The 26,659-nt window shown below is 48.2% G+C and carries 24 protein-coding genes; 7 read left to right on the forward strand and 17 right to left on the reverse strand.

The window, feature by feature from the left end; genetic code table 11:
• The first annotated feature begins 1 nt into the window (after window position 1).
• The 4 genes from AC812_RS11030 (at window position 2) to AC812_RS11045 (ending at window position 4,631) form a co-directional block, all read left to right on the forward strand.
• Window positions 2-880 carry a helical backbone metal receptor gene (locus tag AC812_RS11030; RefSeq protein WP_236839249.1) on the forward strand — a complete coding sequence of 293 codons (879 nt, stop codon included), beginning with the start codon at window positions 2-4 and terminating at the stop codon, window positions 878-880.
• Window positions 881-998: 118 nt separating this feature from the next.
• On the forward strand, window positions 999-1,691 hold the full coding sequence (locus AC812_RS11035) for a FadR/GntR family transcriptional regulator (RefSeq protein ID WP_145962552.1): 693 nt from the start codon (window positions 999-1,001) through the stop codon (window positions 1,689-1,691).
• A 42-nt stretch (window positions 1,692-1,733) separates the two neighbouring features.
• Complete coding sequence (locus AC812_RS11040; protein ID WP_061916187.1) at window positions 1,734-3,581, forward strand: 2-oxoacid:acceptor oxidoreductase subunit alpha; 1,848 nt, start codon at window positions 1,734-1,736, stop codon at window positions 3,579-3,581.
• Window positions 3,582-3,584: 3 nt separating this feature from the next.
• Entirely contained in the window at window positions 3,585-4,631 is a 1,047-nt protein-coding gene (locus AC812_RS11045; protein WP_061916190.1) for a 2-oxoacid:ferredoxin oxidoreductase subunit beta, read from the forward strand.
• A gap of 10 nt (window positions 4,632-4,641) precedes the next feature.
• On the opposite strand, the gene AC812_RS11050 is transcribed toward AC812_RS11045, so the two are convergent.
• From AC812_RS11050 to argF, 4 genes are all read right to left on the reverse strand, one after another.
• Window positions 4,642-5,490, reverse strand: coding sequence for a sulfurtransferase (locus AC812_RS11050; protein ID WP_061916193.1), 849 nt, complete (start codon window positions 5,488-5,490; stop codon window positions 4,642-4,644).
• An 8-nt stretch (window positions 5,491-5,498) separates the two neighbouring features.
• Window positions 5,499-6,959, reverse strand: a complete 1,461-nt coding sequence (gene pyk / locus AC812_RS11055) for a pyruvate kinase (protein WP_061916196.1) — start codon at window positions 6,957-6,959, stop codon at window positions 5,499-5,501.
• Window positions 6,960-7,099: 140 nt separating this feature from the next.
• Window positions 7,100-8,317: an ornithine--oxo-acid transaminase gene (gene rocD, locus AC812_RS11060; protein WP_061916199.1), complete on the reverse strand. Its 1,218-nt coding sequence runs from the start codon at window positions 8,315-8,317 to the stop codon at window positions 7,100-7,102.
• A gap of 12 nt (window positions 8,318-8,329) precedes the next feature.
• A complete protein-coding gene (gene argF / locus AC812_RS11065; protein ID WP_061916201.1) occupies window positions 8,330-9,256 on the reverse strand; it encodes an ornithine carbamoyltransferase in 927 nt (308 codons plus the stop codon).
• Window positions 9,257-9,435: 179 nt separating this feature from the next.
• On the opposite strand from argF, the gene AC812_RS11070 reads away from it, so the two are divergent.
• Complete coding sequence (locus tag AC812_RS11070; protein ID WP_061916204.1) at window positions 9,436-10,425, forward strand: COX15/CtaA family protein; 990 nt, start codon at window positions 9,436-9,438, stop codon at window positions 10,423-10,425.
• On the opposite strand, the gene AC812_RS11075 is transcribed toward AC812_RS11070, so the two are convergent.
• From AC812_RS11075 to AC812_RS11100, 7 genes are all read right to left on the reverse strand, one after another.
• Window positions 10,345-11,187 (reverse strand): SDR family oxidoreductase, encoded by an 843-nt coding sequence (locus AC812_RS11075; RefSeq protein WP_061916265.1) that lies wholly within the window; start codon window positions 11,185-11,187, stop codon window positions 10,345-10,347. The two genes, AC812_RS11070 and AC812_RS11075, sit on opposite strands and share 81 nt — an antisense overlap.
• Before the next feature lie 16 nt (window positions 11,188-11,203).
• Window positions 11,204-11,431, reverse strand: coding sequence for an FmdB family zinc ribbon protein (locus tag AC812_RS18380; protein WP_082149060.1), 228 nt, complete (start codon window positions 11,429-11,431; stop codon window positions 11,204-11,206).
• A gap of 18 nt (window positions 11,432-11,449) precedes the next feature.
• Complete coding sequence (locus AC812_RS11080) at window positions 11,450-12,154, reverse strand: RNA methyltransferase (RefSeq protein ID WP_082149061.1); 705 nt, start codon at window positions 12,152-12,154, stop codon at window positions 11,450-11,452.
• Window positions 12,151-12,786 (reverse strand): TIGR03936 family radical SAM-associated protein, encoded by a 636-nt coding sequence (locus tag AC812_RS11085; RefSeq protein ID WP_061916210.1) that lies wholly within the window; start codon window positions 12,784-12,786, stop codon window positions 12,151-12,153. Before AC812_RS11085 ends, AC812_RS11080 begins: the two co-directional genes overlap by 4 nt.
• 12 nt (window positions 12,787-12,798) lie before the next feature.
• Window positions 12,799-14,706 carry a TIGR03960 family B12-binding radical SAM protein gene (locus AC812_RS11090; RefSeq protein ID WP_061916213.1) on the reverse strand — a complete coding sequence of 636 codons (1,908 nt, stop codon included), beginning with the start codon at window positions 14,704-14,706 and terminating at the stop codon, window positions 12,799-12,801.
• Window positions 14,707-14,776: 70 nt separating this feature from the next.
• The gene (locus tag AC812_RS11095; protein WP_061916216.1) at window positions 14,777-15,568 is read right to left on the reverse strand and encodes an SDR family oxidoreductase; all 792 of its coding nucleotides are present in this window, start codon (window positions 15,566-15,568) and stop codon (window positions 14,777-14,779) included.
• Window positions 15,569-15,594: 26 nt separating this feature from the next.
• Window positions 15,595-15,882, reverse strand: coding sequence for a DUF503 domain-containing protein (locus AC812_RS11100; protein ID WP_061916219.1), 288 nt, complete (start codon window positions 15,880-15,882; stop codon window positions 15,595-15,597).
• A gap of 123 nt (window positions 15,883-16,005) precedes the next feature.
• Here AC812_RS11100 and AC812_RS11105 point away from each other — a divergent pair, with 123 nt between their 5' ends.
• Window positions 16,006-17,385, forward strand: coding sequence for a bifunctional folylpolyglutamate synthase/dihydrofolate synthase (locus tag AC812_RS11105; RefSeq protein ID WP_061916222.1), 1,380 nt, complete (start codon window positions 16,006-16,008; stop codon window positions 17,383-17,385).
• A 10-nt stretch (window positions 17,386-17,395) separates the two neighbouring features.
• Window positions 17,396-19,909: an endopeptidase La gene (gene lon, locus AC812_RS11110; protein ID WP_082149062.1), complete on the forward strand. Its 2,514-nt coding sequence runs from the start codon at window positions 17,396-17,398 to the stop codon at window positions 19,907-19,909.
• A gap of 46 nt (window positions 19,910-19,955) precedes the next feature.
• On the opposite strand, the gene AC812_RS11115 is transcribed toward lon, so the two are convergent.
• The 6 genes from AC812_RS11115 to AC812_RS11140 all read right to left on the reverse strand — a co-directional run.
• The gene (locus tag AC812_RS11115) at window positions 19,956-20,444 is read right to left on the reverse strand and encodes a F0F1 ATP synthase subunit B (RefSeq protein WP_061916224.1); all 489 of its coding nucleotides are present in this window, start codon (window positions 20,442-20,444) and stop codon (window positions 19,956-19,958) included.
• A 74-nt stretch (window positions 20,445-20,518) separates the two neighbouring features.
• Entirely contained in the window at window positions 20,519-21,043 is a 525-nt protein-coding gene (gene coaD / locus AC812_RS11120; protein ID WP_061916227.1) for a pantetheine-phosphate adenylyltransferase, read from the reverse strand.
• An 11-nt stretch (window positions 21,044-21,054) separates the two neighbouring features.
• Window positions 21,055-23,517 carry an ATP-dependent DNA helicase RecG gene (gene recG / locus AC812_RS11125; RefSeq protein ID WP_061916230.1) on the reverse strand — a complete coding sequence of 821 codons (2,463 nt, stop codon included), beginning with the start codon at window positions 23,515-23,517 and terminating at the stop codon, window positions 21,055-21,057.
• 59 nt (window positions 23,518-23,576) lie between these two features.
• Window positions 23,577-24,437: a DegV family protein gene (locus tag AC812_RS11130; protein ID WP_061916233.1), complete on the reverse strand. Its 861-nt coding sequence runs from the start codon at window positions 24,435-24,437 to the stop codon at window positions 23,577-23,579.
• Window positions 24,438-24,442: 5 nt separating this feature from the next.
• Window positions 24,443-26,110 carry a DAK2 domain-containing protein gene (locus AC812_RS11135; protein ID WP_169787299.1) on the reverse strand — a complete coding sequence of 556 codons (1,668 nt, stop codon included), beginning with the start codon at window positions 26,108-26,110 and terminating at the stop codon, window positions 24,443-24,445.
• 40 nt (window positions 26,111-26,150) lie between these two features.
• Window positions 26,151-26,659 (reverse strand): Asp23/Gls24 family envelope stress response protein (locus AC812_RS11140; protein ID WP_082426485.1); only part of this gene is annotated, 509 nt, incomplete at its 5' end.

The raw sequence follows: 26,659 nt of genomic DNA on the forward strand, positions 1-26,659 counted from the left end.
CATGCCAATATTGAGGGACTTAAGCAGTTTTTCTACTTTTCCTAAGCGGGTGGTTTCTCTTGTGCCCTCCATGACGGAGAGCCTGTTTGATTTAGGAATGGGCGATTTTGTCGTGGGAGTAACGGATTACTGTGTGTTTCCACCCGAGGTTAAAAAATTACCCAGGGTTGGCGGGACAAAAAATATTCAGGTTGATCATGTTGCCCAATTGTCGCCCGAATTGATCATTGCCAATCAAGAGGAAAATTCCCGCGTAATTGTTGAAGAGCTTGCGGATCAGTTCGCTGTTTGGCTAACTTTTCCGAAAACCGTTCGTCAGATGCTGGATGATCTCTGGCAGCTGGTTTACCTTTTTCGACAGGAAAGATCCTTCATTTCGCTGCGAACGCTGGAAACTGCCGTAGAGTATGCTGAAAATCGAGTCTTCGACCTTCAACCGCTTCGAGTGTTTGTGCCGATCTGGCAGGACATTACCACCTCGCAAATTCGCTGGTGGATGACCTTCAATCAGGATACTTACTGTCATGATCTGATTCGACTGCTGGGGGGAACGAATGTGTTTGGAGAACGCCTGCGCAAATATCCTCTGGCTGCCGATTTAGGAGAATCGGAAGAAACTACTGGCGAAGATAGGGACACTCGATATCCGCGTGTGATTGCCGAAGAAATCATCCGAGCCGAACCTGAACTGATTCTCATCCCGGATGAACCATACCCTTTTCGGGAGGAGGACATCGAGGAATTACAGAAAATTCTGGCCTCAACACCGGCCGTAAAACAAAATAGAGTCTATCGGATTGAAGGAAGTTTGCTGACCTGGCATGGAACCCGATTGGGAAAAGCGCTGGCAGAATTGAGTCAGTACTTTAATTCTGACTGATGTATTCTTTTAATCCGTGTTTTTAATTACAAAAATCATTCTTGTTTAAGGGGTGGTGAAGTGATATACTCTTATAAAATAAATCATCTGATTAATCAGTTTTATTGAATAATTCCCCGTGCCAAACCGTTCGTTTCATCTTTCGGAATTTATGCGCTACCTGTCTTGTGGTAAGGTCAAGGTAGGCGAACGTATCCCATCACTTTCCCATTTGAGCCGTGAATTGGGTATCAGTATCGCCGCTTTGCGGGAACAATTAGAGGTTGCGCGTGTGATGGGACTGGTGGAGGTGCGTCCCAAAACCGGAATTCGTCTGCTCCCTTATCAATTTAAACCGGCGGTTGTGCAAAGTCTGTATTTTTCTCTCTCTCAAAATGCCGATACCTTCTTAAAATTTGCCGACTTGCGCACCCACGTTGAAACTTCTTATTGGTATGAGGCTGTTGGCTTACTGAGCAGCGAGGATCACCGGGAATTGAGGTTGCTGGTTCAGCGCGCAAAAGAGAAGTTGGCTTCCAATCCTCCCCAGATCCCTCATGAGGAACACCGATTACTTCATCTCACCATATTCAGAAGGCTGGATAATCCCTTTGTACAGGGAATCCTGGAAGCTTATTGGGAGGTTTACGAGGCGGTCGGGCTGGATGTATATACGGATTTTGCCTACCTGGAACGGGTTTGGCAGTATCACGAAAAGATGGTTGAGGCGATTTGCAGGCAAAACTTCAATGAGGGTTATGACGCGCTGGTCGAACACATGGATTTGATTTACCAACGATCCAAAAGACCGTCTTATCAGACTTTTGAGTAGATCGAAAGTTCAACCACTTTTACAAACCGAAAAGGAGTTCATATGTCTCAATTACAGCCTGCTTCAGTTAGAGATAACGGTACGGTGGGCGAGCGAATTGTCAATGACTTTTGTATCACATTCAGCACGGTTAACGGCTCAGGTTCGGCTACAGCCAATACAATTCTATTGAAATCTCTCTTCCGAATGGGTATTCCGGTCAATGGCAAAAATATCTTCCCGTCCAACATTCAAGGGCTGCCGACATGGTATTCCATTCGACTGAGCAAGAAAGGCTACCTTGCTCGGGTTGAAATGGATCATCTCGTTGTGGCAATGAATCCGGCTACACTGGCTACCGAGATGAAATTCCTTTTGCCCGGCGGGGTGCTTTTCTATCCGGATGATTTCAAACTGGATCTGGAGCGGGATGATATTGTGCTTTATCCCATGCCGGTTAAACGACTGATCAAAGAGGCGGATGCCCCTCAAAACTTGCGCGATTACATGGCGAATATGGTGTATGTGGGGGTTGTGGCGCAAATGTTGGGTATTGATCTGGATGTCATCTATCAGGTGCTGGATGCTCATTTCAAGGGGAAGAAAAAGGCGGTCGATTCAAACTGGCAGGTGATTAAAGCGGCGGCGAATTGGGCAAAAGAAAATTTAGTCAAGCGAGACCCTTATTACGTTGAACCCATGCCGCCACTTGACGGATACATTATCACCGAGGGGAACATTGCTTCCGCTTTGGGGGCGTTATATGGCGGGGTTCAACTAACAGCCTGGTATCCCATAACGCCGGCTTCCAGTCTGGCTGAAGCGGTCATGGAATACCTGCCTTCTCTCCGAACTGACCCGGATACCGGTAAGACCACCGCGGTTGTAATCCAGGCTGAAGATGAAATTGCCGCAATTGGTATGGCGGTGGGAGCTGGTTGGGCTGGTTTACGCGCCATGACTTCAACCTCTGGGCCGGGAATTTCGCTGATGGCGGAGTATTTGGGTCTGGCGTATTTTGCTGAGGTACCGGTTGTTGTTTGGGATGTACAACGGGTTGGACCTTCAACCGGTTTACCCACCCGCACTGCTCAGGGTGATTTGACCTTCGTAAACTTCATCAGTCATGGTGATACTGAATACATTATCCTGTTGCCGGGTAATGTTAAGGAATGCTTTGAATTTGGCTGGAAATCCTTTGATATTGCAGAGCGTCTGCAAACCCCCGTGTTGATCCTGACCGACCTTGACCTTGGAATGAATTACCATATCTCACCTCGTTTTGACTATCCGGATCAACCGATTGATCGCGGGAAGGTGTTGTGGGAAGAGGATTTGCAGAAAATTCTGGAAAGGCTGGATGGTAAATGGGGACGTTATCTGGATGTGGATGGGGATGGGATCCCTTACAGAACAGTGCCCGGTAATCGGCATCCTGCCAGTGCCTACTTTGCACGTGGAACTGGCCATGACGAGATGACCCGTTACAGTGAAGATCCGGATGTGTGGGAACGTGGTTTAAACCGCCTGAAAAGAAAAATTCAGAATAATCGTCACCTTTTGCCTGAACCGGTGATTGAGCGGATGGAGGGTGCAAAATTTGCGATTGTTGGTTTTGGTTCAACCGATCCGGCAATTCAAGAGGCTCGTGACCTGCTGGCGGAGGCAGGTTTCCCGACGGATTATATGCGCATCCGTTCGCTACCTTTCCGGGATGAAGTATGCAGTTTCCTACACCAATACGACCGAACCTATGTAGTTGAATTAAACCGGGACGGTCAAATGAAACAGTTGTTGACAATGAATTTTTCGGAGTGCGGTTCCAGATTAAGGCAGGTTTCTCATATTGACGGTATGCCGATCACCGCAAACTGGATTAAGGAACGTATCTTGTCAATGGAGGGCAAATAATCAATGGCTACTCAGGCTGCTCCAAAAACGCCAGTTAATCTTGCCGGATTGAGCCGGGCAGATTACAAGGGCCACAACAGCACATTATGTGCGGGCTGCGGACATAACTCCATCTCGAATCAAATTATTGCGGCTTTGTATGAGTTAAATGTTGTACCAGAGAATGTCGTCAAGTTTAGCGGGATTGGCTGCTCCAGTAAAAGCCCGACCTACTTCTTGAACCGTTCATTTGGTTTCAACGGCTTACACGGACGGATGCCATCGCTGGCATTAGGGGCATTGTTCGCCGATCATACCCTTAAGGGAATTGGAATTAGTGGTGATGGCGATACTGCCAGTATCGGCATGGGACAGTTCAAACATGTGATGCGCCGCAATCTTCCAATGGTATATGTTGTCGAAAACAATGGCGTTTATGGATTGACCAAAGGGCAGTTTTCGGCAACTGCTGAGGTTGGATTGGAATTAAAACGGCAAGGAGTGAATAAATACTTTCCGGTAGATATCTGCATGGAAGCATTGGTCAGTCGGGCTTCGTTCGTCGCCCGTTCTTTTGCTGGTGATCCAAAACAGGTCAAAGAAATCTTCAAGGCGGCTTTCAGTCACCGAGGAATCGCCGTGATAGATATCATTAGCCCATGTGTCACCTTCCATAACAAGGAAGATTCTTTCCATTCCTACACATGGGGGAAAGAACACGAGATGGCCCTTCATGATATTACCTACGTCCCCGCTCGCGATGAAATTACCATCGAAGATTTCGAAGAGGGCAGCACTCGGGAGGTAACTCTCCATGATGGTGCAACCATCGTATTGAAAAAACTTGAGCGCGACTATGACCCGACCAATATCTTTGAGGCATTGCGAGTGTTGTATGAAGCAGAGCAAAACAACTGGCTGTTGACCGGTATTTTGTACGTCAACCCCGATGCTCCAACCATATTTGATATGTATAACTTGCCGGATACACCCCTCAACCGTTTACCGGCGGAGAAATTGCGCCCCAGTCGCGAGACCTTCGATCAAATTATGGAGCAGATGAAGTTTTAAAGTAGATCAATCAACCCAATTCTACTGGGCGATTGGGGTCACGAATCCATTCGCTCCACGAGCCGGCATACAGTTTTGCGCCTTGTATGCCGGCGTATTCCATCGCTAAAAGATGGTGGCAGGATGTCACCCCTGAACCGCAATATACGATGACCTGACTGGGAGGTGTATCTCCAAGAAGTTCTTCAAATTCTTTTCGTAACAGCTCGGCTGGTTTTAATTTTCCAGCGCGGGCCAGGTTCTTTTCGTGGAAGCGATTGATGCTTCCAGGAATATGACCTGCGACCGGGTCAAGAGGCTCAATTTCTCCGCGGTAGCGTTCGGGTGCACGGGCATCTACCACCTTAAAGTCGGAGTTTCCGATTAGTTCAACCATTTCTAAGGTAGAGACAAATTTACCGAATTGTGGATGGGGAATGAATTTGCCTCGAGGTTTGTTTTCAACACCCTGTGCAATTGAAAAGCCGGCAACTTTCCACGCATTCCATCCACCATTAAGAACTGCAACAGAGTCGTGTCCCATCCATTTCAGCATCCACCATAAGCGTGCGGCGAAAGAACCCCCACTGGTGTCTAAGGCTACTACTTGAGAGTCATTGCTGATCCCTAAGCGTTCTAGAGTAATTGCAAAATCCGATGGTGATGGGAGAGGGTGTCTCCCAGTTTGGGGGGTTGGTGGAGCAGAGAGATCATGATCCAGATGGGCATAGACCGAACCGGGAACATGACCACGTTGATAATCTTCAAAGCCCCATTGGGGATTAGTCAGATCAAACCGGCAATCTACAATGACCCAATGAGGGTCATGGTAGTGGGGAAACAGCTCTTCCACTTCAATCACGGTGGTATAGGGGGTCATTTTTACCCTCAGGTCCATTCACCGACGGTGTAAAGGAGTGCAAAATTGGGCGGGCGCATTGCTCCAACCGGAAATCCGCTGATCACGACGACCTGATCACCAGCGTGAATAGCGGTGGAGGAAACTAAAGCAGCCTCCACGCTGGCAATCATAGCCTCAACCGTTGAAGCAAATGGAACCAAGAAGGGTACTACACCCCAGTACAATCCCATTCGGTTGTAGGTTTGCTCTTCCGGTGTAAAAGCAAACACAGGAACATTGGGGCGGGATTTTGACATCAGCAGAGCGGTTTTCCCGGTTTGGGTGAACACGGCAATTGCAACGACATTGCGGTCATGAGCCAATTCCTTGGCGGCGCGGGTGATGGCCAGTGCGTCATCCTGAGGTGCCTCAGCCGGGCGGGTAGAATAATGGGCATATTCGGCTGCATTGGCTTCGGCTTCGCAAATAATATTGGACATGACCTTAACCGCTTCGAGTGGGTACGCACCGCTGGCGGTTTCTCCGGAGAGCATTACAGCATCGGTGCCGTCAAAGATCGCATTGGCGACATCAGAAGCCTCGGCGCGAGTTGGCCGCGGATTGCGAATCATCGAATCGAGCATTTGAGTGGCGGTGATGACCGGCTTTGCATGCCGATTGGCCATGTCAATAATTCGTTTTTGAATGATTGGCACAGTGGACGGAGAGGTTTCAACGCCCAAATCTCCACGGGCGACCATCACACCATCCGCAGCATGAATGATTTCATGCAGGTTGGCAATTGCTTCGGGTCGCTCCAGCTTGGCAATGATGGGTGTGTTTGCCCGACTGGGGAGAATTTCCCGCATGGCGTTGCGAACTTCCTCGATATCCGCGGCGCGGTGAACAAAACTGATGGCGACCCAATCCACACCATTTTTCAAGCCGAATTCGAGATCCTGACGATCTTTTTCGGTGAAGGGGGGAATACCCAGGGCAGCACCCGGTAGATTGACGCCTTTGTTGGAATACAATGTTCCGCCCAATATCACCCTGGCAACCACTGCGTCTCCCTGAACATCAGTGACCTCAAATTCAAGGTTGCCATCATCAAGCAGAATTCGGTTGCCGGGAACAACGCCACGAGCAAGGTTCGGGACATCCAGTGGAATGAGAATCGTAGATTCGGGCAGGTCTACCAGTGATCCCAGGTTGGACACCTGAGTGAGTACAACCTGATCGCCCGCTTGAAGGGGAATTCCTTCTGCTGGTAATTTGCCAACTCGCAGTTTAGGTCCCTGTAAATCTTGAAGAATGGAAACTGGTTTGTTCAATTCTTCAGAAAGTTTTCGAATCAGGCGGATTTTTTCGAGATGTTCTTCGTGCGTGCCGTGAGAAAAATTTAAACGGGCTACATCAATGCCGGCTTCGATCAAATGACGAAGTGTCTCTTCATTTTCACTTGCCGGTCCAATCGTAGCAACGATTTTTGTCCTGCGAAAATTCATCATTCACCTCGTAGAGGTTGTAGGTTGTCGGTATCTTGATTGTACCAAATGATGGGTGAAAGGAAGCGGTGCGAAAATAATTAAATCAGCACCGGCGTAGCAACGCCGGTGCTGATTTACGGAATTTGGACAATCAATGATCAGGGCATTGTCAGCACATCATAAATATGTGGTATTGCCCAATCAATTTCCTCGCGAGTAATGACCAGCGGTGGCGCAAAACGAATAATGTGCTGATGAGTTTCTTTGGCGAGGATACCCTTTTTTTGTAAGGCTTCACAAAACCGCCGAGCACCGCCCGCCTCTTTTTTGAGCTCCACGCCGATGAGTAAACCGCGCCCACGGACTTCCCGAATATGGGGTGAAGGAATTTCTTCAAGCCGTTCAAGGAAGTATTCACCCATTTGGCGGGCATTTTCAATGAGGTTTTCCTCTACAATCACTTTCAAGGCTTCGCGGGCTACTGCACAGGCAAGCGGATTACCGCCAAAGGTTGAGCCGTGTTCGCCGGGTTGATACAACCCCATTATTGGTTGATCTGCGAGGACCGCCGATACAGGATAAAATCCGCCGGAGAGGGCTTTACCGATGATGACCATGTCAGGACGGACCTCTTCATGATCGCAAGCGAACAACTTGCCAGTTCGACCCAGGCCAGTTTGAATTTCATCGGCAATGAATAAAACCCGGTTTTTGCGGCAAATGTCGGCAACTTCCTTGAGGTATCCTGCTGGCGGGATGATGACCCCACCTTCCCCTTGAATCGGTTCCAGCAACATGGCAGCGGTATTGGGGGTAATTGCTTCGACCAATGCATGCGCGTCTCCGTAGGGAACAGTCACAAAACCGGGGGTGAACGGACCAAAATCGTTTTTATAGAGAGGTTCGGTGGAACCGGAAATAATGGAAATTGTACGACCGTGGAAGTTGCCCTCAGCCACAATGATTTCTGCCTGATAGCGAGGCACCCCTTTGACCTGATAAGCCCATTTACGGGCCAGTTTGAGGGCAGTTTCAACAGCTTCAGCGCCACTGTTCATCGGCAAAGACATCTTGTAGCCGGTTAGCTCGGAGAGTTCTTTGTAGAAAAGCGGCAGTTGATCGTTGCGAAAAGCACGTGAAGTCAAGGTGACTTTTTGAGCCTGCTCAATGAGGGCGCGTAAGATGCGCGGGTGGACATGTCCTTGATTAAGCGCAGAGTAAGCGCTCAGACAATCGAGATAGCGATTGCCCTCAACATCCCACACCCAGACCCCTTCAGCACGGCTGATCACAACATCCAGTGGATGATAGTTGTGGGCTCCAAAAGTTTCTTCGAGTTCGATCAGTTCTTTGGTCAAGTTTTCTCTGGTCACCATAGATTCACCCAATTAGTTTTCCGCCAACAATTCAACCAAAATGGCTTTTTGCGCGTGGAGGCGGTTATGAGCCTGCGGGAACAAGCGGGAATGAGGTCCATCAGCAACCTCATCGGTAATTTCCTGTCCACGATGAGCCGGCAAGCAGTGCATCACAATGACATCTGTCCGGGCTTCCGACACAAGTTGTTGATTGACCTGATAGGGAGGAAAGACGGCTTCTCGTTTCTTGGCTTCGGCTTCCTGCCCCATGCTGGTCCAGGTGTCGGTGTAAATGACATGGGCATCTTTGACTGCCTGATGCGGGTCGCGCAAAAAAGTCAGTCGGCTGCCGCTCTCGGCCGCGAACTGTTTCGCCAGTTCAACCGCTTTGGGGACAATATCGTATCCTTCTGGACTGGCGATGGTGAAATTTGCACCCAGTTTGGCGCAAATGTGCATCAAAGAGACGGCGACATTATTTCCATCTCCAATGAAAGTAACATTCAAGCCTTTGAGAGAGCCAAATTCTTCCTGAATGGTGAGCGCGTCAGCCATTGCCTGACAAGGGTGGTTGTAATCGCTCAAACCGTTGATAACCGGGATGCTCGACCATTTTGCCAGTTCCAGCACATGCTCGTGAGCAAACACTCTGGCCATGATAGCATCCACATAACCAGACATCACCCGAGCCACATCCGCAATGGATTCGCGCTGCCCAAGCCCAATTTCATTGGGTGACAGGTACAAAGCATCACCACCAAGATGGCGCATAGCCATATCGAAGCTTACCCGGGTGCGTAAACTGGGTTTTTGGAAAATCATTCCGAGTACTTTATTCTTGAGCAGGGGTTGGTTTCCGCCAGCCCGCCATTCTTTCTTCAGGCGGACGGCAAGATCAAGCATTCCTTGTAGTTCTGCCGGTGAGTAGTCAGAAACCGCAAGAAAATCTTTTTTCATATGTGCTCCTTATTAAGTGAGTGAATTTTGGGGCATAAAGAGTATAACATACCCTAACTGTTCTACCAGTGGTCTTAAGCACTTTTGCATCGGTCTTTTGTCTTAAGTATTACCAATGGTTTGGGCTATACAAAGCCAAAGCAGCCCGTTAAAATACACCATGGAAAAGGAATCGGATAATGAGAATTGAAATTTTCAACTCTGTTCAATCGTTTCGAAAGTTTGTTTGGGGAGTTCTTCTATATAACATTCTGGTAATTCTGTGGGGGGCATTCGTGCGGGCCACTGGCTCCGGTGCTGGTTGTGGAGCGCACTGGCCTTTGTGTAATGGGGAGGTCATCCCTCGTGCTCCAGCGGTTGAAACCCTCATCGAATTTACTCACCGACTTTCAAGCGGGCTGGTTGTGCTACTCATGATAATCCTGGTTGCCTCGGCCTTTCGTTTATTCCCAAAGGGTCACGTGGTGCGAAAATCCGTCATTGCTGCCGGTATTTTTACCATCATAGAGTCGCTGATTGGGGCTGTTCTGGTCCTCAATGAACTGACTGGTCAAAATGACTCAATTCATCGGGCAATCGTGATGATGGTACATTTGATCAATACCTTCCTGCTGGTCGCCTCCATATTACTCACTGCCCGGTGGAGTAGCGATGAGTCACCCGTGCAAATCAATTTCAATCGGGGCGGGTGGGGGATTTTAATTGGAATTGGCCTGGCAGGAATGATTATTCTTGGAGCAAGTGGGGCGGTTACGGCATTGGGAGATACCCTGTACCCCTCCTCTTCACTGGTTGAGGGTTTTCAGCAAGATTTTGATCCCACAGCCAACATTCTGATCCGTTTGCGAATTTTTCATCCGGCAATTGCTGCATTTGTGGGTGTGTATACTATCGGGGTGTCTCTGTCCATTCGCCGAAAGTTTCCGTTCCAAAGTATCCAGCACTCAACAACTGTACTGAGTGCGGTCTATGCTTTGCAGCTTTTGCTTGGTGTGATCAATGTGATCTTGTTAGCGCCTGTATGGATGCAGATTTTGCATCTACTGGTGACCAATCTTATCTGGCTGGCCTGGCTTTGGCTGGCGGAATCATTTTTTAGCGGCCGATTTGCGCTGCAAAGCAGAAGCGACCATCCGGTCCATCAAAGCATAAGCCAACCCCTTGCCTAACAGTCGAATGGTCAGATAGATCAACTTATTTTCTAAACCAGGAAGGATAAGATATTTGCGGTTGGCAACTCCGCTTAAGATTTCACGGGCAACCTGATCGGGATGGATGATTCCGCCACTGCTTGCAAGCATTTTGGTAATCTGTGGTTTATACTGATTCTCATACGCCAATTGGGGGGTATCCGTATCGGGCGGATACACCAGTGCGACCTGAATGCCCTGCGGTTTTAATTCCATTCTCAACGCATCCGATAAACCCGTTACCGCATGTTTTGAAGCCCCATAAGCCGTATAACCATATATATTCAAGTAACCCACGATGGAAGAGATGTTGACGATAATGCCATCCTTTGCGGCTAGCATAGGCGGAAGAACTGCGCGAATAGCATTGACTGTTCCAAAGTAGTTGATTTGCATCATCTGGTGGAAAATCTCTTCTTCCAAATCCCAAAATTCTCCAGGATGAGCGACACCAGCGGAATTGATTAAGATATCCACCTTCTTCCATCGGGAGATCAACAGAGAGAGAGCATTGTTCAAATTGAGCGAATTGGAAACATCTGCCGAAATGCTGGAAATTTCCACATTTGGGGAGGGGCGAAAGCCTTCCAAATGGGATACGGCTTTTTGAAGGTTATCGGGGTTTCGAGCCAGGATACAAACGTTGGCTCGATTTTGAACAAATAATTTTGCCAGCGCCAATCCGATCCCGCTTGAACCGCCGGTAATTAAGACTTTCTTATTTTGGTAAAAGTCCACCATGGCAGGCGGTATTTGGTTAATTTCCACAGCAGGCACAAGAGCCGCCACTGCAAGAGGCACAGCCTGATGATGAACTGCCGGCGACGGGTTTACCTTCAGATGCAGCAAAGAAAAGCGATAAAGCCCGGCGGGTGTTTGGGCTAAAACACCTCTTGCAATGAATTGGTTCGTCAGCGTCCTTAATCGAACGAAAAGCATCAAAGCGTGAACCACAATCCTGACAGGTATACTCGTAAAGCGGCATCGTTTTCCTCCACCTGAATTATTGTGGCTGGATTTTACTCCCTATTGGCAAGTCAGTCAAACCAGACGGTACGGCAAAAGCCAGATGATACACCGCAATCCCAAAAGCAACGGCAACGTTCAAGGATCGTTTGTAACCGCTCATCGGAATAAAGATCTTTTCATCACACAATTCCAAAATTGCCGGGTCAATACCACTCACTTCATTGCCTGCCACCAAAACCAATGGCTGATTTTTGGGGATGAATTGGATTTCAAACAACGAGACTGCCGAAGGGGTGGTTTCTAACGCCCATAGGGTTTTGCCATCTGCTTTGAGGGATTGAGCCAGTTGCAGACCGTTTGGGGCATATTCCCAGGGAACAGCAAATTCCGCACCTAAAGCTGTCTTGGAGATGCGGGGATTTCCGGGTAGAGGGGTTAATCCGCTCAGGTAAAGATGGGAGATTCCTGCACCATCAGCAATACGGAACATTGCCCCCACATTGAATGTCGAACGGATATTATCCAATAAGGCTTCCAAATGAAAGGCAGGTCTTGTCGCTTTACGGGATTGACTGAGGGTCGTGAGGACTTCTTGCGGTGTAGGAACGGGTAATAGCGGGGATGTACAGCGAGGACATTTCAACGAATCGTTTTGTACGGCTCTGCCGGCCGGGATGCGCAATGCACATTTTGGATTGCTGCACTGGTAAAAATGGTATGAAGATGGAGCGGATTTCATTCTTTCATTATAAAACCGGTTCGTACATAACGGGCTGCATACGGGTCAAATCCCAGTTCGCTTAGAACTTCTTCTGGGCGACCGGTTGCCCCTTCTCGCGCAGAAAGCTGCATTTCAAGGGCTGCGCAACCCTCTGGCAATGGAGTTAACTCAATTTTTTCGATTAATGGACGTAAATCATAGGTTTTATTTCTTCGTGTGCGGGTGATTGAACTTCGATCAAGCAATTCTGCAAGGCGAGTGTAGAGTTCGGTAATATTGACAGGATCAAGCAGGATGACATGGTATAAAGAGGATAGAATCAGGGTTGGCAAACTGGGAGAATTGAGTGGAATGGTGGCAACCGAGAGGATTTCAATACCGGGTTGTTGAGTGGCTTGCAATTGGGTCAAAAAGTCTTTCTCCGACCATTGGTCTGCTTCCACCCAGACATCAATCAGGTCGTTTTGGCTGAGAAAGCCTAAAGGCAGGGGGGCGGCTTGTTGAATTTTGGGCTGGGGATGAAATCCTTGCGTATAGGCGACCGGAACACGAGCCCGGCGCAGGTATCGCTCCCAAACCTTGTGAAGATCTAGATTACCCACATACTGCAGTGGAGTATCTTTATTGTATTGGATGCGGAAGCGCAGCATGAATAATCAACCTCAGGCGGGTTGTTCCAGAGGAATTTTGACCGTGCGACGGGGGACTTCCGGACATTTCCAGTGGCTGCCGGGATTATTACGGCGCAGGTCAGCATACTTTGGAAGAATTCCGCAGGCAAAACAGCCTTGCCGGCAATCATTTTGGGTTTTCTCCGCCAAAGAAGCATGATATTCACTCAATAAGTAGGCTTTTCGCACCCCACTGAAAATGTGATCCCACGGGAATATTTCATCCTCACTTCTTTGACGGTGGGTGTAGAAGGCCGGGTCGAGTTGGTGGGCAGCAAACGCTTGCCGCCAGATTTCAAAGTTAAATTGATCCTGCCAGGCATCGAATTTTGCGCCCAGGCGCCAGGCTGTTTCAACAACGTCCGCCAAACGCCGATCACCCCGCGATAGCCAGGCTTCCATCAAGGTTTCGTGAGGGTTGTTCCAGGTTAATTTCAATCCAGGACCTCGTAATTCGCGCTTGAGGAGAGATTGCTTGGCTTCAATTTGTTCCAGTGTATCACAGGCAACCCACTGGAAGGGAGTGTGCGGTTTGGGGACGAAGGTGCTGACCCCGGCGTGAAGAGTGGCTCGTTTGCCAATTACTTTTCGTCCTTCTTCCAGGACAGCTTTGCATAAATCGGCAATTGCCTGGACATCTTCGATAGTTTCAGAGGGATGGCCGATCATGAAGTAAAGTTTGATGGTTGTCCAGCCGCGGGAGTAGATTTCTCGGGCTGTATCCAGCAATTGCCGGGTGGAAATCGGTTTGTTGATGATATTCCGCATGCGCTCGGTGGCGGCTTCGGGTGCAAGAGTAAAACCGCCCTGGCGTGAGCCACGTAATTTTTCCATCAACTCCACCGAGAATGACTCGATACGGAGGGAGGGAAGCGAGATAGTCAGGTAGTGATCGCTGGTTTCAGAAGACACCCGGCTGACCAAATCCAAAATATGCGTGTAGTCGGAAGAGGAAAGCGAGAGGAGGGCAACCTCCTCAAAGCCGGTTGCGTCCAGGGCTTCGCGGACTGCCGAGACAATTTCATCCACGCTTCGTTCACGTACGGGACGGGTAACCATGCCCGCGTGACAAAACCGACAACCTCGAGTGCAGCCACGCATTATTTCAATTGAAACGCGGTTATGAACCACGCTGATTGAAGGTACGATGAAACGCGTTGGTGGCTTGGGTAATTGCGCAACCAATCGCTTCTTTACCTGGGGTGGTGCGTTGGGATGTAGACGATGAATTGAACGGATCGTACCATCCTCGTTGTATTCTGGTTCATAAAAGGATGGAATGTAAATGCCTTCAATTTTTACCAGCTCGGCCAATAAGTCCTGGCGTGAGGAATGGTTTTGTTTCCACTCCTGATAGGTGTTGACAATTTCGTGGATGATTTCTTCCCCTTCGCCGATGACAAATGCATCAAAAAAAGGAGCAATGGGTTCGGGATTGAATACTGCATGACCTCCCGCAATTACCAGCGGATCGTGAATGGTGCGATCTCTGCTGCGCAGTGGGATTTTTGCCAGATCCAGTAAATTTAGGACATTTGTGTAGAGAGTCTCGTAAGGTAACGAGATTCCAAGAATGTCGAATTGTCTGACAGGAGTTTTGGATTCGAGCGCATAGAGAGGGATATCCTGTTGGCGCATGGCGGCTTCCATGTCCACCCATGGCAGATAAACACGTTCGGCGAGAACATCGGATCTTTCGTTGAGTAAATTATAGAGGATGGTCAGGCCAAGATTGGGGACGCCAATATCGTAAATATCCGGAAATGCAAGAGCCACATGGGTCTTGACCGAATTCCAATCTTTTAAGACCTGATTCAGTTCCCCGCCGACGTAACGGCCGGGTTTTTCCACAGTTGGCAGAATGCGCTCAAGCCGTTGTAAGAGAATGTTTCGCTCCATGTGGTCTGTCAGCCTTTTGTTCAACCAATAATTGAAATATGCTTTCTTATTTTACCCTATTTTGTCCAATTTATAAGGTGCCGCGGTAAAAACCGCCATCCACCGCAATCATGCTGCCGGTGATGTAACTGGCAGCCGGTGAAACCAGAAAAACCGCAACACGGGCAAATTCCCGCGGGTCGGCCAGGCGTCCGAGGGCGGTTTGAGCGGCAATTTTTTGTCTTTCTTCTTCGACAGTGGATTGATTGGTCTGTGCGCGATGTTGTAATAATTGCTCAACTCGCTCTGTCGCGGTCCAGCCGGGCAAAATGGAATTAAAGCGAATGCCCTCTTTACCCAGTTCGAGAGCGAGGCTTTTCGTCAGACCGATGGTGGCAGCGCGGACACTGTTGGAGAGAACCAGACCTTCAATAGGTTGTTTGACCGAGATGGAGGTAATTGTCAAAACTGCCGGTGCTGTGGATCTACGCAGGTACGGCAACGCTGCTCGAATCAGGTTTACTGCTGAAAGAAAGTTGAGGTTGACGGCATTTTGCCAATCCTCAAGGCTGAAGTTCTCGAATTTACCGGCAGGCGGACCGCCGGCATTGGTGATAAGAATGTCTACGCCTCCCCACTCGTGAACAACCTTCTCAACCAGGCGTTGGGCTGTTTCAGGTTGACTCACATCCCCCGCAATGGGTAAAACAGGTGAGTCGGTCAAATGATTGATCCTTTGAGATGCTTTTTCGAGGTTTTCTGGATTCCGGCTATTCAGAGCAACACGTGCCCCTTCCTGGGCGAGCACCTCGGCTGTGGCAAAACCCAGACCGCGGCTTGCTCCGGTTACGATGGCGATTTTGTTGCGTAAATTCAAATCCATGAACATCATCCTTTCTTATTAAAAAGTTAAAAGCATTCAATCCGGTGATCTAAAATTGGGAGATTGGGAAATTGATTTTCGATAAAGGTGTGAACTTTTTGGAGCGAATGAGTAGCAAAAGCGCAATCATTACACACCACCGCACAGGCGATCAAACTCTCCTGCCAGTGGTCGTTCAATCCAATTTCAGCAACCGAGATGTTGAATTCCTTACGTAAGCGGTTCAGCAATGATTTTAACAAACTCCTTTTTTGTTTCAACGAGAGGGAGTGGGGCAGATGAATGTGAATGACCAAAAGACCTATGGTGGGCATTTTAAAAACCTCGGTATTATTGTAATCCGGCAGATGCTGACGTCAAGCAAGTTGCTCATTCTCTTGTGAAAAAGGTTCGGCTTGGGTACAATACACAGCAGTTCGAGGATTAATGGAAAACAGATGAATTTTGACCCACAAGAATATCAAAACACTTTAGATTTCTTATACAGTTTTGTAGATTATAGCCTCACCCGTAATTTACAATTTTCAGCCGAAAAGTTTGACCTCAGCCGGATGGCTGAGTTGTTGAGGTATCTGGGAGAGCCTCACCAGCGCTATCCGGTTATTCATGTTGCCGGAACGAAGGGCAAAGGATCCACTGCGGCAATGATTGCGGCAGTATTACAGGCTGCCGGTTACAAAACCGGTTTTTACATATCGCCACATTTGGAAGATTTTTGTGAGCGTATCCAGGTTAATCGTGAGCATATCCCCCCATCACGGCTGGTGGAAGTAGTGAATCAGTTAAAACCGGCTATCAACAAAATTGAACGTTTGACCACCTTTGAGTTAACCACCGCAGCCGGATTTTTGTACTTTGCTGATGAAATGGTGGATGTGGCTGTTGTTGAAGTGGGTTTGGGGGGGAGATTGGACGCAACCAACCTCGTTGACCCCATGGTATCGGTGATTACTTCGATCTCGTTTGACCACATGAAAGTATTGGGGGATACCCTTGAGAAGATAGCCACAGAAAAAGCCGGGATTATAAAAGATGGGCGGCCCGTAGTGAGTTCCCCTCAACATCCTGAAGCCATGCGGGCAATTGAACACATAGCGAAAGCACGAAATGCTCCGTTGATTGTATCTGACCAGGAATATCGGGCTGACGTTATAGCCCGCAGTCTGGCTTATCAGCGATTGAACATTCATTCCCTTAGAGAACCGGTTCAAAACGCATTAGAGGTTGATTTGCCGTTACTGGGTGATCATCAAATCGAAAATGCATTAACGGCTTTATGCGCATTGGATCAAGCCAGTAAACAAGGCCTGGTGATACCTCGACCGAAAATTCAGACCGGATTGTCGCAAGTTTCCTGGGAGGGCAGGTTTGAAATTCTTAATCTTCATCCTCCTGTTGTTGTAGATGCCGCTCATAACCGCTATTCAGCGTTAAAATTGATACAGACGGTCAATCAATACTTTCCGACCCAACGCATGATTCTGGTGTTTGGCGCTTCGGATGATAAAGATGTTGCCGGTATGCTGGCAGAATTACTGCCCCGCTCGGATGAGGTCATCTTCACGCAATCCATTCATCCGCGCTCGTACCAAGCGGATCAACTTGCTGAATTGGCTTCGGAATACCCGCTTCCCAAATCGGTGATTGTGCCGCTTGAAGAAGCAATGGAGCAAGCCGTCAACCGTGTACACTCCGAAGATACTCTTCTACTGATCACTGGTAGTATATTTGTGGCAGCCGGGGCGCGAAAATTCCTTCGAGAAATTTTAAATCGCCCTGATTTTAATAAACGATTCAACAGTATACCAATTTCATGAGTGCAGGTTTATGAAAAAAGATAATTGGTTACCCAAAGATAGCGATTTTGAGGAATTTTCCTCTTCTTTACATCAACGGACAGAGGAATTGTATCAGGTACCCGATGCCGAACCGGACGAGAACGGTTTGATTGAGTGCGCAGCACTTATCATGCGGGATATGGTGATTTATCCGCGCATGGTTTCTCCAATTTTCATCATTCCGGGGTCAAATTTGCAAGCCATAGAAGAGGCTCAATTCAACTTTGAAACGATGATTGCCCTCGTCTTGAAAGATCCCGAGGTGGAAGACCCACAACCGGAAGACTTTTTACCGATTGGGGTTGAAATTGCTGTTGGACGATTGTTGAATATCCCGGATGGGAATAATTCGGCATTGATCCAGGGCCGCCGCAGAGTAGAGATTGTCGAATTCGTACAGACCGAGCCATATTACCGGGTGCGTGCCCGACCTATTGTTGAACCTTCTAAAATTGGCAGACAAACCGAAGCTTTGATGCGCACCACCCGCGATTTGTTTGAGCGGTGCGTTCAATTAGATCGCAGCCTGCCTGAAGAAGCGCATTTGTTTTCTTTGAATATCCACGAGCCGGGCTGGCTGGCAGATATGGTTGCTACGGCGATTTCGCTACCGAATAGCGAAAGACAGGCATTGCTTTTACTGGTTGACCCTGTTGACCGGTTGAAACGAGTCAACTGGCTGCTGGCGCAGGAATTGGATGTTTTACAGTTAGAGGACGAGATTCAGAATCGAGTTCAAAGTGAGGTGGATCGCAGCCAGCGCGAGTTCTATTTGCGCGAACAAATGAAAGCGATTCAAACCGAATTAGGGGAAGGTGATATCTTCAGCCGCGAAGTAACCGAATTGCGGGAAAAGATACTCGCGACCCCCATGCCGGATGAAGTCCGAACCACAGCACTCAAAGAAGTGGATCGGCTCTCGCAAATGCCCTCCATGGCTCCAGAAGTGGGTATCATTCGCACCTATCTGGATTGGATATTGGAATTGCCCTGGGTGCAGGAGACTGAGGACAATCTGGATGTTGCTAACGCTGCCAAGGTGTTGGAAAAATATCATTATGGACTCGGTAAAGCCAAAGATCGGATTCTGGAGTATATTGCCGTCCGCAGCCTCAAGCCCAAACGCCTGAGACAACCGATTTTGTGTTTTGTGGGGGCACCGGGTACAGGAAAGACCTCATTAGGTCGCTCAATTGCTGAGGCTCTTGGACGTAAGTTTGTGCGAGTTTCATTAGGCGGGGTTCGAGATGAGGCTGAAATTCGTGGTCACCGGCGAACTTATATTGGGGCAATGCCGGGCCGGATTTTACAAACCATGCGCCGCGCGGGAACTGTCAATCCTCTTTTTATGCTGGATGAGATTGATAAACTCGGATCGGATTTTCGTGGTGATCCCTCTGCTGCACTTTTGGAGGTTCTTGACCCGGAGCAGAATCATGCCTTTTCGGATCACTATCTTGAATTGCCTTACGATCTTTCTAAGGTGATGTTCATTACAACCGCTAACACACTGGCTACCATTCCACCAGCTTTGATGGACCGGATGGAAATAATTGAATTTCCCGGCTATATTGAGGAAGAAAAACTGGAAATTGCCTACCGATTTCTGATCCCACGCCAGCTGGAAGAAAGCGGTTTAGAAGGGGAAGATATTAAGTTTCAAGAAAAGACATTGCGGAAAATCATCCGGGAGTATACTTACGAGGCAGGGGTTCGAAATTTAGAACGCGAAATTGGCAGAATGTGTCGTAAACTGGCCAGACTGAAATCTGAAGGAAAACCCTACCCGCACCGATTACAACCGGAACTGGTTGAAAAATTCCTGGGACCGCCCCAATTTTTTATGACTGAAGCGGAGAAAAAAGACGAGGTGGGCGTAGCCACTGCAATTGCGTGGACCGAAAATGGCGGAGAGATCATGCCGGTGGAAGTGGCAATATTGGAAGGAAAAGGCAACCTGCAAATCACCGGACAGGTTGGAGAAGTGATGCAAGAATCGGCTCAGGCTGCTTTGTCCTATCTTAAATCCCGCGCCAGAGAGTTGGAGATTGACCCAGAAGTATTTGAAAGATTGGATATTCACATACATATCCCGGAGGGGGCGATTCCCAAAGATGGCCCAAGCGCTGGTATCACAATTGCCACAGCGCTGATTTCGGCTTTTACGGAGCGGGGTGTTTCAAAGGATGTCGGGATGACGGGTGAAATTACCCTGCGAGGGCGCGTACTTCCGGTTGGCGGCGTGCGGGAAAAGGTTCTGGCAGCTCACCGGGCGGGTTTAAAGATCGTCATTCTACCCGAAAGGAATTTGAAAGACCTGATTGATTTGCCCAAGAAAGTCCGCCAGGATCTGCAAATTAAACCGGTAAATCACATGGATGAGGTTCTTGAAATTGCACTTGGTCCCAAACCTCATAAAGAAAGCGGACGTGGCCGAAAACACAACGCAAAGAAAACCGAAAAAAGTGAAGAGGGAGAGGTTAAAGAGGCTTCGGAAGCGTAATTAGAAAGGCAGCCGATTGGCTGCCTTTTTTTATTTTTCTCTTTATCTAATCTTTATCCGGTTGAACCGGTGTTGGCGACATGGCTTGTTGGCGTTCGCTCTGTAAAGCTCTCACGCCATTGCGTACCTGATTGAGCATTTTTTCGAGCTCGACTTCCAGTCGCGAGAGCGATTCAAGGACGTATTCATCCGCATCGCGTTTGGTCGATTCAGTCTCCATGCGAGCTTGCAGAATGATTTGCTCGGCACGGGCGTGGGCAGCCTGAATGATAGCGTCCCGTTCAATCATCTGTTCGGCTTTTTCACGAGCTAGTTGGATGGTTCGATTGGCTTCTTCTTGAGCCTGAGCAAGAATCCGGTCCCTTTGAGCAAGAATTTGCTGGGCTTTCTTGATTTCTTCCGGAATGGATACCCGCATCTGGTCAATCAAGTCCAACATGCGATCCTCGTCCACCATTACTGAATGGGTGAACCAAATTGGACGGCTTTCATTGAATAATTCTTCCAAACGATCTACCAAATGCAGTATGTCCATTTTTTCCTCCGCTTTCCAAGCCTGAGAAAGGGTGGTGCAATTTTCAAGCCAGTTAATTAATTATTATACGCAATTCAATCTCTTAATGCTGTAATTGGTACCACCGATTGTCCATCCCCAAGTTCACTGAATTTTTTCTTTAAAGCATCTGCTACATGAAGAGGTACCATGCTGCTGATATCTCCACCCAGCGAGGCGATTTCTCGCACGGTTGAAGAAGAAAGGAAGGTGTGCTGTTCGCTGGTGATTAAGGCGATCATTTCAATGTCTGGATAGAGGCGATGATTGGCAAGTGCCATGCGGAATTCGTGTTCAAAATCGGAGAATACCCGCAGTCCACGGATGATCACTTGCGCGCCGACATTTTTACAAAATTCGACGGTCAGACCGCTATAACCGACCACTGTAAATTTGGGTTCAGCATAAAACGTTTGTTGTACAAGTTTCAGCCTCTCTTCGGGGGTGAACAGCAAATTTTTTAACGGTTTGTTATAGACGGCGATAATGACTTCATCGAATAGGCGGGCTGCCCGACGGGCAATGTCCATATGTCCGTAATGGATTGGGTCGAATGTTCCGGGGAATACAGCTCTGACCATTGGCTTCTTCCTTAGCTGATATCTCCTCGTCCTTCCCCCCAAAATGCATTCAATTTTTCTAGAAGGGGTTGGTAACGAGGGTCACTTAATTGTGGGTCTTTTTCAAATAATTGTTGAGCAAGGTTGCGGGCTTTTTCAATGGTGTGAATATCGGTCAGGTTGGCGATTCGTAAATCAGCAAAACCAGCCTGGCGGGTACCTAAAAATTCCCCGGGGCCGCGCTGTTGGAGATCGCGCTCGGCGAGAACAAACCCGTCATTGGTTTCGACCATGGCGGATAATCGTTCGTTTTCGGCGGCATCTTCATCATCCGGTATAAGGATACAGTAGGACTTTGCGTTTCCCCTGCCTACTCTGCCGCGGAACTGATGCAGTTGAGCCAGTCCAAAACGATTTGCCCCCTCGATTAACATCACAGTGGCATTGGGCACATCTACCCCAACTTCTATGACTGAGGTCGAGACCAGAATATGGTATTGTTTATCACGAAATTGACGCATCACATGCTCTTTTTCTTCGGGACGCATTCTGCCGTGCAGAAGACCGATTTTCAAATCCGGGAAGATCTCACTTTGAAGGCGTTGTTGTTCCTGGACTGCAGCGAGGGTATCTTCCGTTTGGGAGAGTTCTTGATCCACAAGGGGGTAAATGATAAATGCCTGATAACCTTGACGGATCTGGGAACGGATAAAGGAGTAAGCGCGTTCTCGCTCCAGAGGGGTAAAGATATGCGTTTCGATGGGTTGACGCCCGGCGGGCATCTCATCCATTACCGAAAGGTCGAGATCGCCGTAAATAGTCAAAGCCAGGGATCGGGGGATGGGGGTTGCTGTCATCACCAGCAAGTGAGGATTATCCCCTTTTGCACGTAAAGCCGAGCGTTGTGCCACCCCGAAACGATGTTGTTCATCTATCACTGCCAGCTGAAGGTGTTGAAACTCAATCGGATCTTCAATGAGGGCATGTGTCCCAATCAATAATTTGATTTCGCCAGAAAGAAGACCCTGACGAACCTCCTGTTTTTCTCTTTCGGGGGTATCACCGACTAATAAGCGTACCTCACCCGGAGCAAAAGGTGCCGGGTCGTCCGGATCTGCCCGCACAAAAAATTTTTGGAAACTGCGATAATGTTGTTCAGCAAGAATGCTGGTTGGAGCCATCAGGGCTGCCTGTGAGCCTGAGGCGGTAACCATGGCAATGGCTAAGGCAGCTACCACTGTTTTCCCCGAACCCACATCGCCTTGAAGCAAGCGGTTCATGGGACGGCCGGAAGATAAATCAGTCCGAATTTCGTGTACGGCCCTTTGTTGGGCGTTTGTCAATTGGAAGGGAAGCCGGTTGATTTGGGTCGTCAACCAATCATCAGAAACATGGAAAATGCGGGCAGCCCGGTTTTGCCAACTTTGTTTTTGTCGCAATACGCCTAATTGAATGAGAAAAATTTCATCAAAAGCCAGTCTCTGACGGGCGGCGTGGAGGTTGGTGTGATTATCGGGGAAGTGAATCTGGCGCAGGGCATTGGAAAGCGGGAGCAGATTACCGGCAGAGCGAATTTCATCGGGAAGAAAATCCGCAATTCGGGTTGCCCAAAATGTAACGGTCTGGTACATAATCCGTCGGAGCACTTTTTGAGTGAGCCCGGCGGTTAATGGATAAACCGGCACAATTCGATTGGTGTGGAGATGCTCTTGATCCACCAATTCCCATTCGGGATTATTCATGCATAATCGGCCGAGATACATATCTACTTTACCGGAAAGGACAACCTGAACACCAGGGCGGATATTTTTGTCCAGCCAGGGCTGATTGAACCAGGAAACCCGAAGCGAACCGGTGCCGTCTGAAATAACCGCCTCAAATAAAGTGCGATTGCCTTTAATTTCTCGAAGTTGAGATTTCAGCACGGTGCCGGCAACTGATAACTCATCTCCAAAATTCAACTGATTGATGGGCTTCATCTTTGAGAAGTCATCATAGCGACGGGGGAAGAAGTAGAGTAAGTCTTCCAGCCTGTGAAGCCCCAATTTTTCAAGGTTTTTAGCGTTCTTAGGGCCGATGCCGGGCAAGACCTTCAGGCTGGCATCCAATCCGGCGGGTTTGCTGGTTTCTTCTCTGGATGAAGGGCGGAGATGATTGGTGGGAAGGCGGTTTTTGGTTGGGCTTAATTGAGGGTAATCAATTTTGTCAACTTCCGGGGAAGTGTTGGGAGAATCCGGTGTGAAATTTGAGGTGTTATCGGCGATTTGAAGAATTTCCTGGACAATTTGCTCACGCTGTTCTAATGAGAGGGTGGGGTATTGAGCCAACCGGCTGCAAATTTGTTGAATAATGGAAGGTGGAACTCCTTCTCGATTGGCTTCTTGTTCCCAGGCGGGGATAATTTTATCCAATCCCCCCACAACAGCACGATTGTCAAAGCCTCGTTCGACTTCAAGTTTGAGAAACTTTTTAATTTTTTCCAATGCGGTTGACATGAAATAATTTTACCCTATTCTCCAATGCAGGCGATTGTTCGGGGCGTGTCAAAGTTCTTTTATACGATATCGGATACCGTTTCCACGGCTATCAACCCCACCATTTTAGGGCTGAAAAGGAGGGCGGTTGCCAAATTGAGATTATGTTCACTGTAAGAAGTTTGGGGATAATTTTCAAGAAATACCTGGCGCATACTTCGAGTTTCAGGTAACAACGGTGGAACACTTTGGACAACGGCAATGTGATGCAGGTTGTCAAACTCCTCAACAAATTCGATGAAGAATTCGGAAATGTTGCGGATGTTGCGCATTTTTTCAATGGGAGTCAGGCGTTCGTCCTCAAAGGAAAATACCGGCATCATTGAAAGAAATTCACCTGTGATGGCCTGTGCCGGGTCTATGATGCCGTTTTGAGCGAGGTAAGAAAGACCCGGGCAGCAAACAATGGTGTAAGTGTGAGCGGCTTGTTGCCTGACAACATGCTCCACTTCTCCCAAATTTGCCCCATCGTGGATGATCTGGGCTGCCAGTTGTGCCAGCATTCCCAATCCGGCTGAAAAGGTGTTGGTGTCAATCACCACCACCGGCAATCTGCCTTGAAGACTGGACGCAGCGAGGCTGGCATTTTGGAATGTACTGCTAAGGTGCGAGGAATGCGCCAATACCAGCACTTCGTCGAACTCGCTGCCCATACTGGTTAAGATCTGGTTGAATTTTTCGGGGGTGGGAGGAAGCAGTTTGGGTGCATCCTGCCCTCTAATTGATGGCGGAAGTTGAGATACCTTAAGGCTGTCTCCTCCCGGGTAAATTTTGCCATTCAAAGCAACATCATGAGTGGCGATTCGAATCAAATTTTGTCCCGGAAATGAGTGGCGAGGAAATTGAGCAGTATTGTCAACCAGGACGCCAATCTTTCGCATAGGGTTTACTCAATCGAAATAATCAATTGATAGTGAGGCTGTCCGCCTTCATGAATCTCCATTTCGTGGTCAGGGTATTTTTCCTGAATTTTTTCAGCAAGTTGATGGACTTCATCAACACTGATGTTTTGACCGTAAAAAAGGGTGATGCGCTCCCTCTCCTCGCTTTTTGCAGCTTTGAGCAATTCAAAGCATGCTTCTTCGAGATGGCTGGCTGAGGCTACCAGCTGGCCATTGAGAAGTGCAATCACCTGACCTTCTTCAACCTTTACACCATTAATTTCAACGGAGCGGGTTGCCGTAGTGATTTCCCCGCTTTCAACTTCGTTGATGGCTTCTTCCATCTCCGAGGCAATATCCTCAAGGTTCCCATCAGGATCAAAGCGCAGCATGACGTTAAGGCCTTGAGGAATAGTTTTGGTTGGGATGACCTTGACGTTTTTAACGGAAAGGGAAGCGGCATTTTGAGCCGCCAGAATAATATTTTTGTTGTTGGGCAAGATGATAATTTGGTCAGTTGGAAGGTTTTCGAATGCTCTGAGGATTTCTTCGGTGCTGGGGTTCATGGTCTGACCGCCTTCGACGATCGCATTTACTCCCAGACTCGCGAAAATCCTCGAAAGTCCTAAACCGGGCGATACAGCTACCACTGCAATTTTACCGGGCTCGCAGGGCGGAAATTCAATGGATGGCCGAGAATTCTTTTTTTCCTCCATTTGAGCCAGTAAATTTTCGATGGCGACTTTGGTGATTGTGCCAAGGCTCATGGTGTATTCAATGGGTTCATATCGCTTTTCGGTAGGAACATGAATGTGCATGCGGTACATACCATCACCTTCTCCAACTTGAATGGAAGTACCCATCTGAGAAAGGTGTTCATAGAAGCGATCTAAATCCAGCGGCTGGTGAGGGCGAAAATCAACCACGACCTCAAAATCCTGTCCCGGCTCAATTTCTTCCATGGTTTCCTCTAAGTTCATCGCAGTGATCGGCTGGATGCTGGTGGTGGGGGTTTCTAAAGATTGTCCCTTTAGGTAACGTAACATTCCTTCCAGGATGATAAACAAACCTTTACCACCGGAATCAACCACGCCGGCTTGTTTGAGAATGGGCAGCAGCTCGGGTGTTTTTTGGACGGAAAGATCGGCTTCAAATACGATTTTTTCCAGCCATTCCATTGATAGAGGTTTGCCTTTAAAGGATTCGATGGCTGTGGCGATATCTTTCGCAACTGTTAAAATTGTGCCTTCGACGGGGCGGACGACACCTTTATAAGCCGTGTTTTTGGCTTCAACTAATGCCTTGATGAGGATTTCCCCGTCCACCTCCTCAAAATTGTCCAAAGCACGAGCAAAACCTCTCCACAATTGAGATAAGATCACACCGGAATTACCTCTTGCTCCCATTAGAGCCCCTTGGGCAATGGCGTGAGCAACCTTTCCCACATTTCTTTCATCGGAATGCAGGATTTCATTATAAGCAGCCTGCATTGTCAAAAGCATATTTGTGCCCGTATCACCATCCGGCACAGGAAACACATTTAAAGAATTAACCAGTTGTTGATTGGCTTTCAACCAGAGCGTGCCGGCCTCTACCAGTCTTTTAAGCCCAATTCCATCCAGTTTCCCTGCCTGGGCAATTTCCTTTGCCTGAGGCAGGGTTGTTCGATTCACATCATCAATCATAGTGCTCCAAACCAATTCATTAGATTTTCTAATCCGTGTCGCTGATTCGCAATCCGCGCACGTGAACATTGACTTCTTTCACCGGTAACTCGAGCCATTTCTCGATTTGATAGCGCACATTCTCAGCGACGCTAGAAGTTACCATTTTAATCCGAGTTCCGTATTCGACAATGATATAAAGGTCAACTATAATGCCATCATCTTTGAACTCGACCTCAACACCCTTGGAAGGATCTTTGACGATTTTATTAGCAAGATCCTCTGCCAGATTCTTTGCAGCTAACCCCACAACACCGTATGATTCAATTGCTGCCATGTGGGCAATGGATGCGATGGCCCGGTGTGATACGAAAATATTGCCAAGTGGATTTGTTTCGCTCATTGTCACAATCCCTCTTTTATAAAACAATGAGATTGTTGAAAAACAAACAACTGGGATTGACGAAAAGGGGAAAACCTTAATACAATCGAACCAAACCACTTTGGAGATCAGCGGGATGGAAAAGCAGCGTTTCGAAGAAACCGGCAAAGGATCAT

Origin of the sequence: Bellilinea caldifistulae (assembly GCF_001306055.1) — a bacterium.
Lineage (GTDB): Bacteria > Chloroflexota > Anaerolineae > Anaerolineales > Anaerolineaceae > Bellilinea > Bellilinea caldifistulae.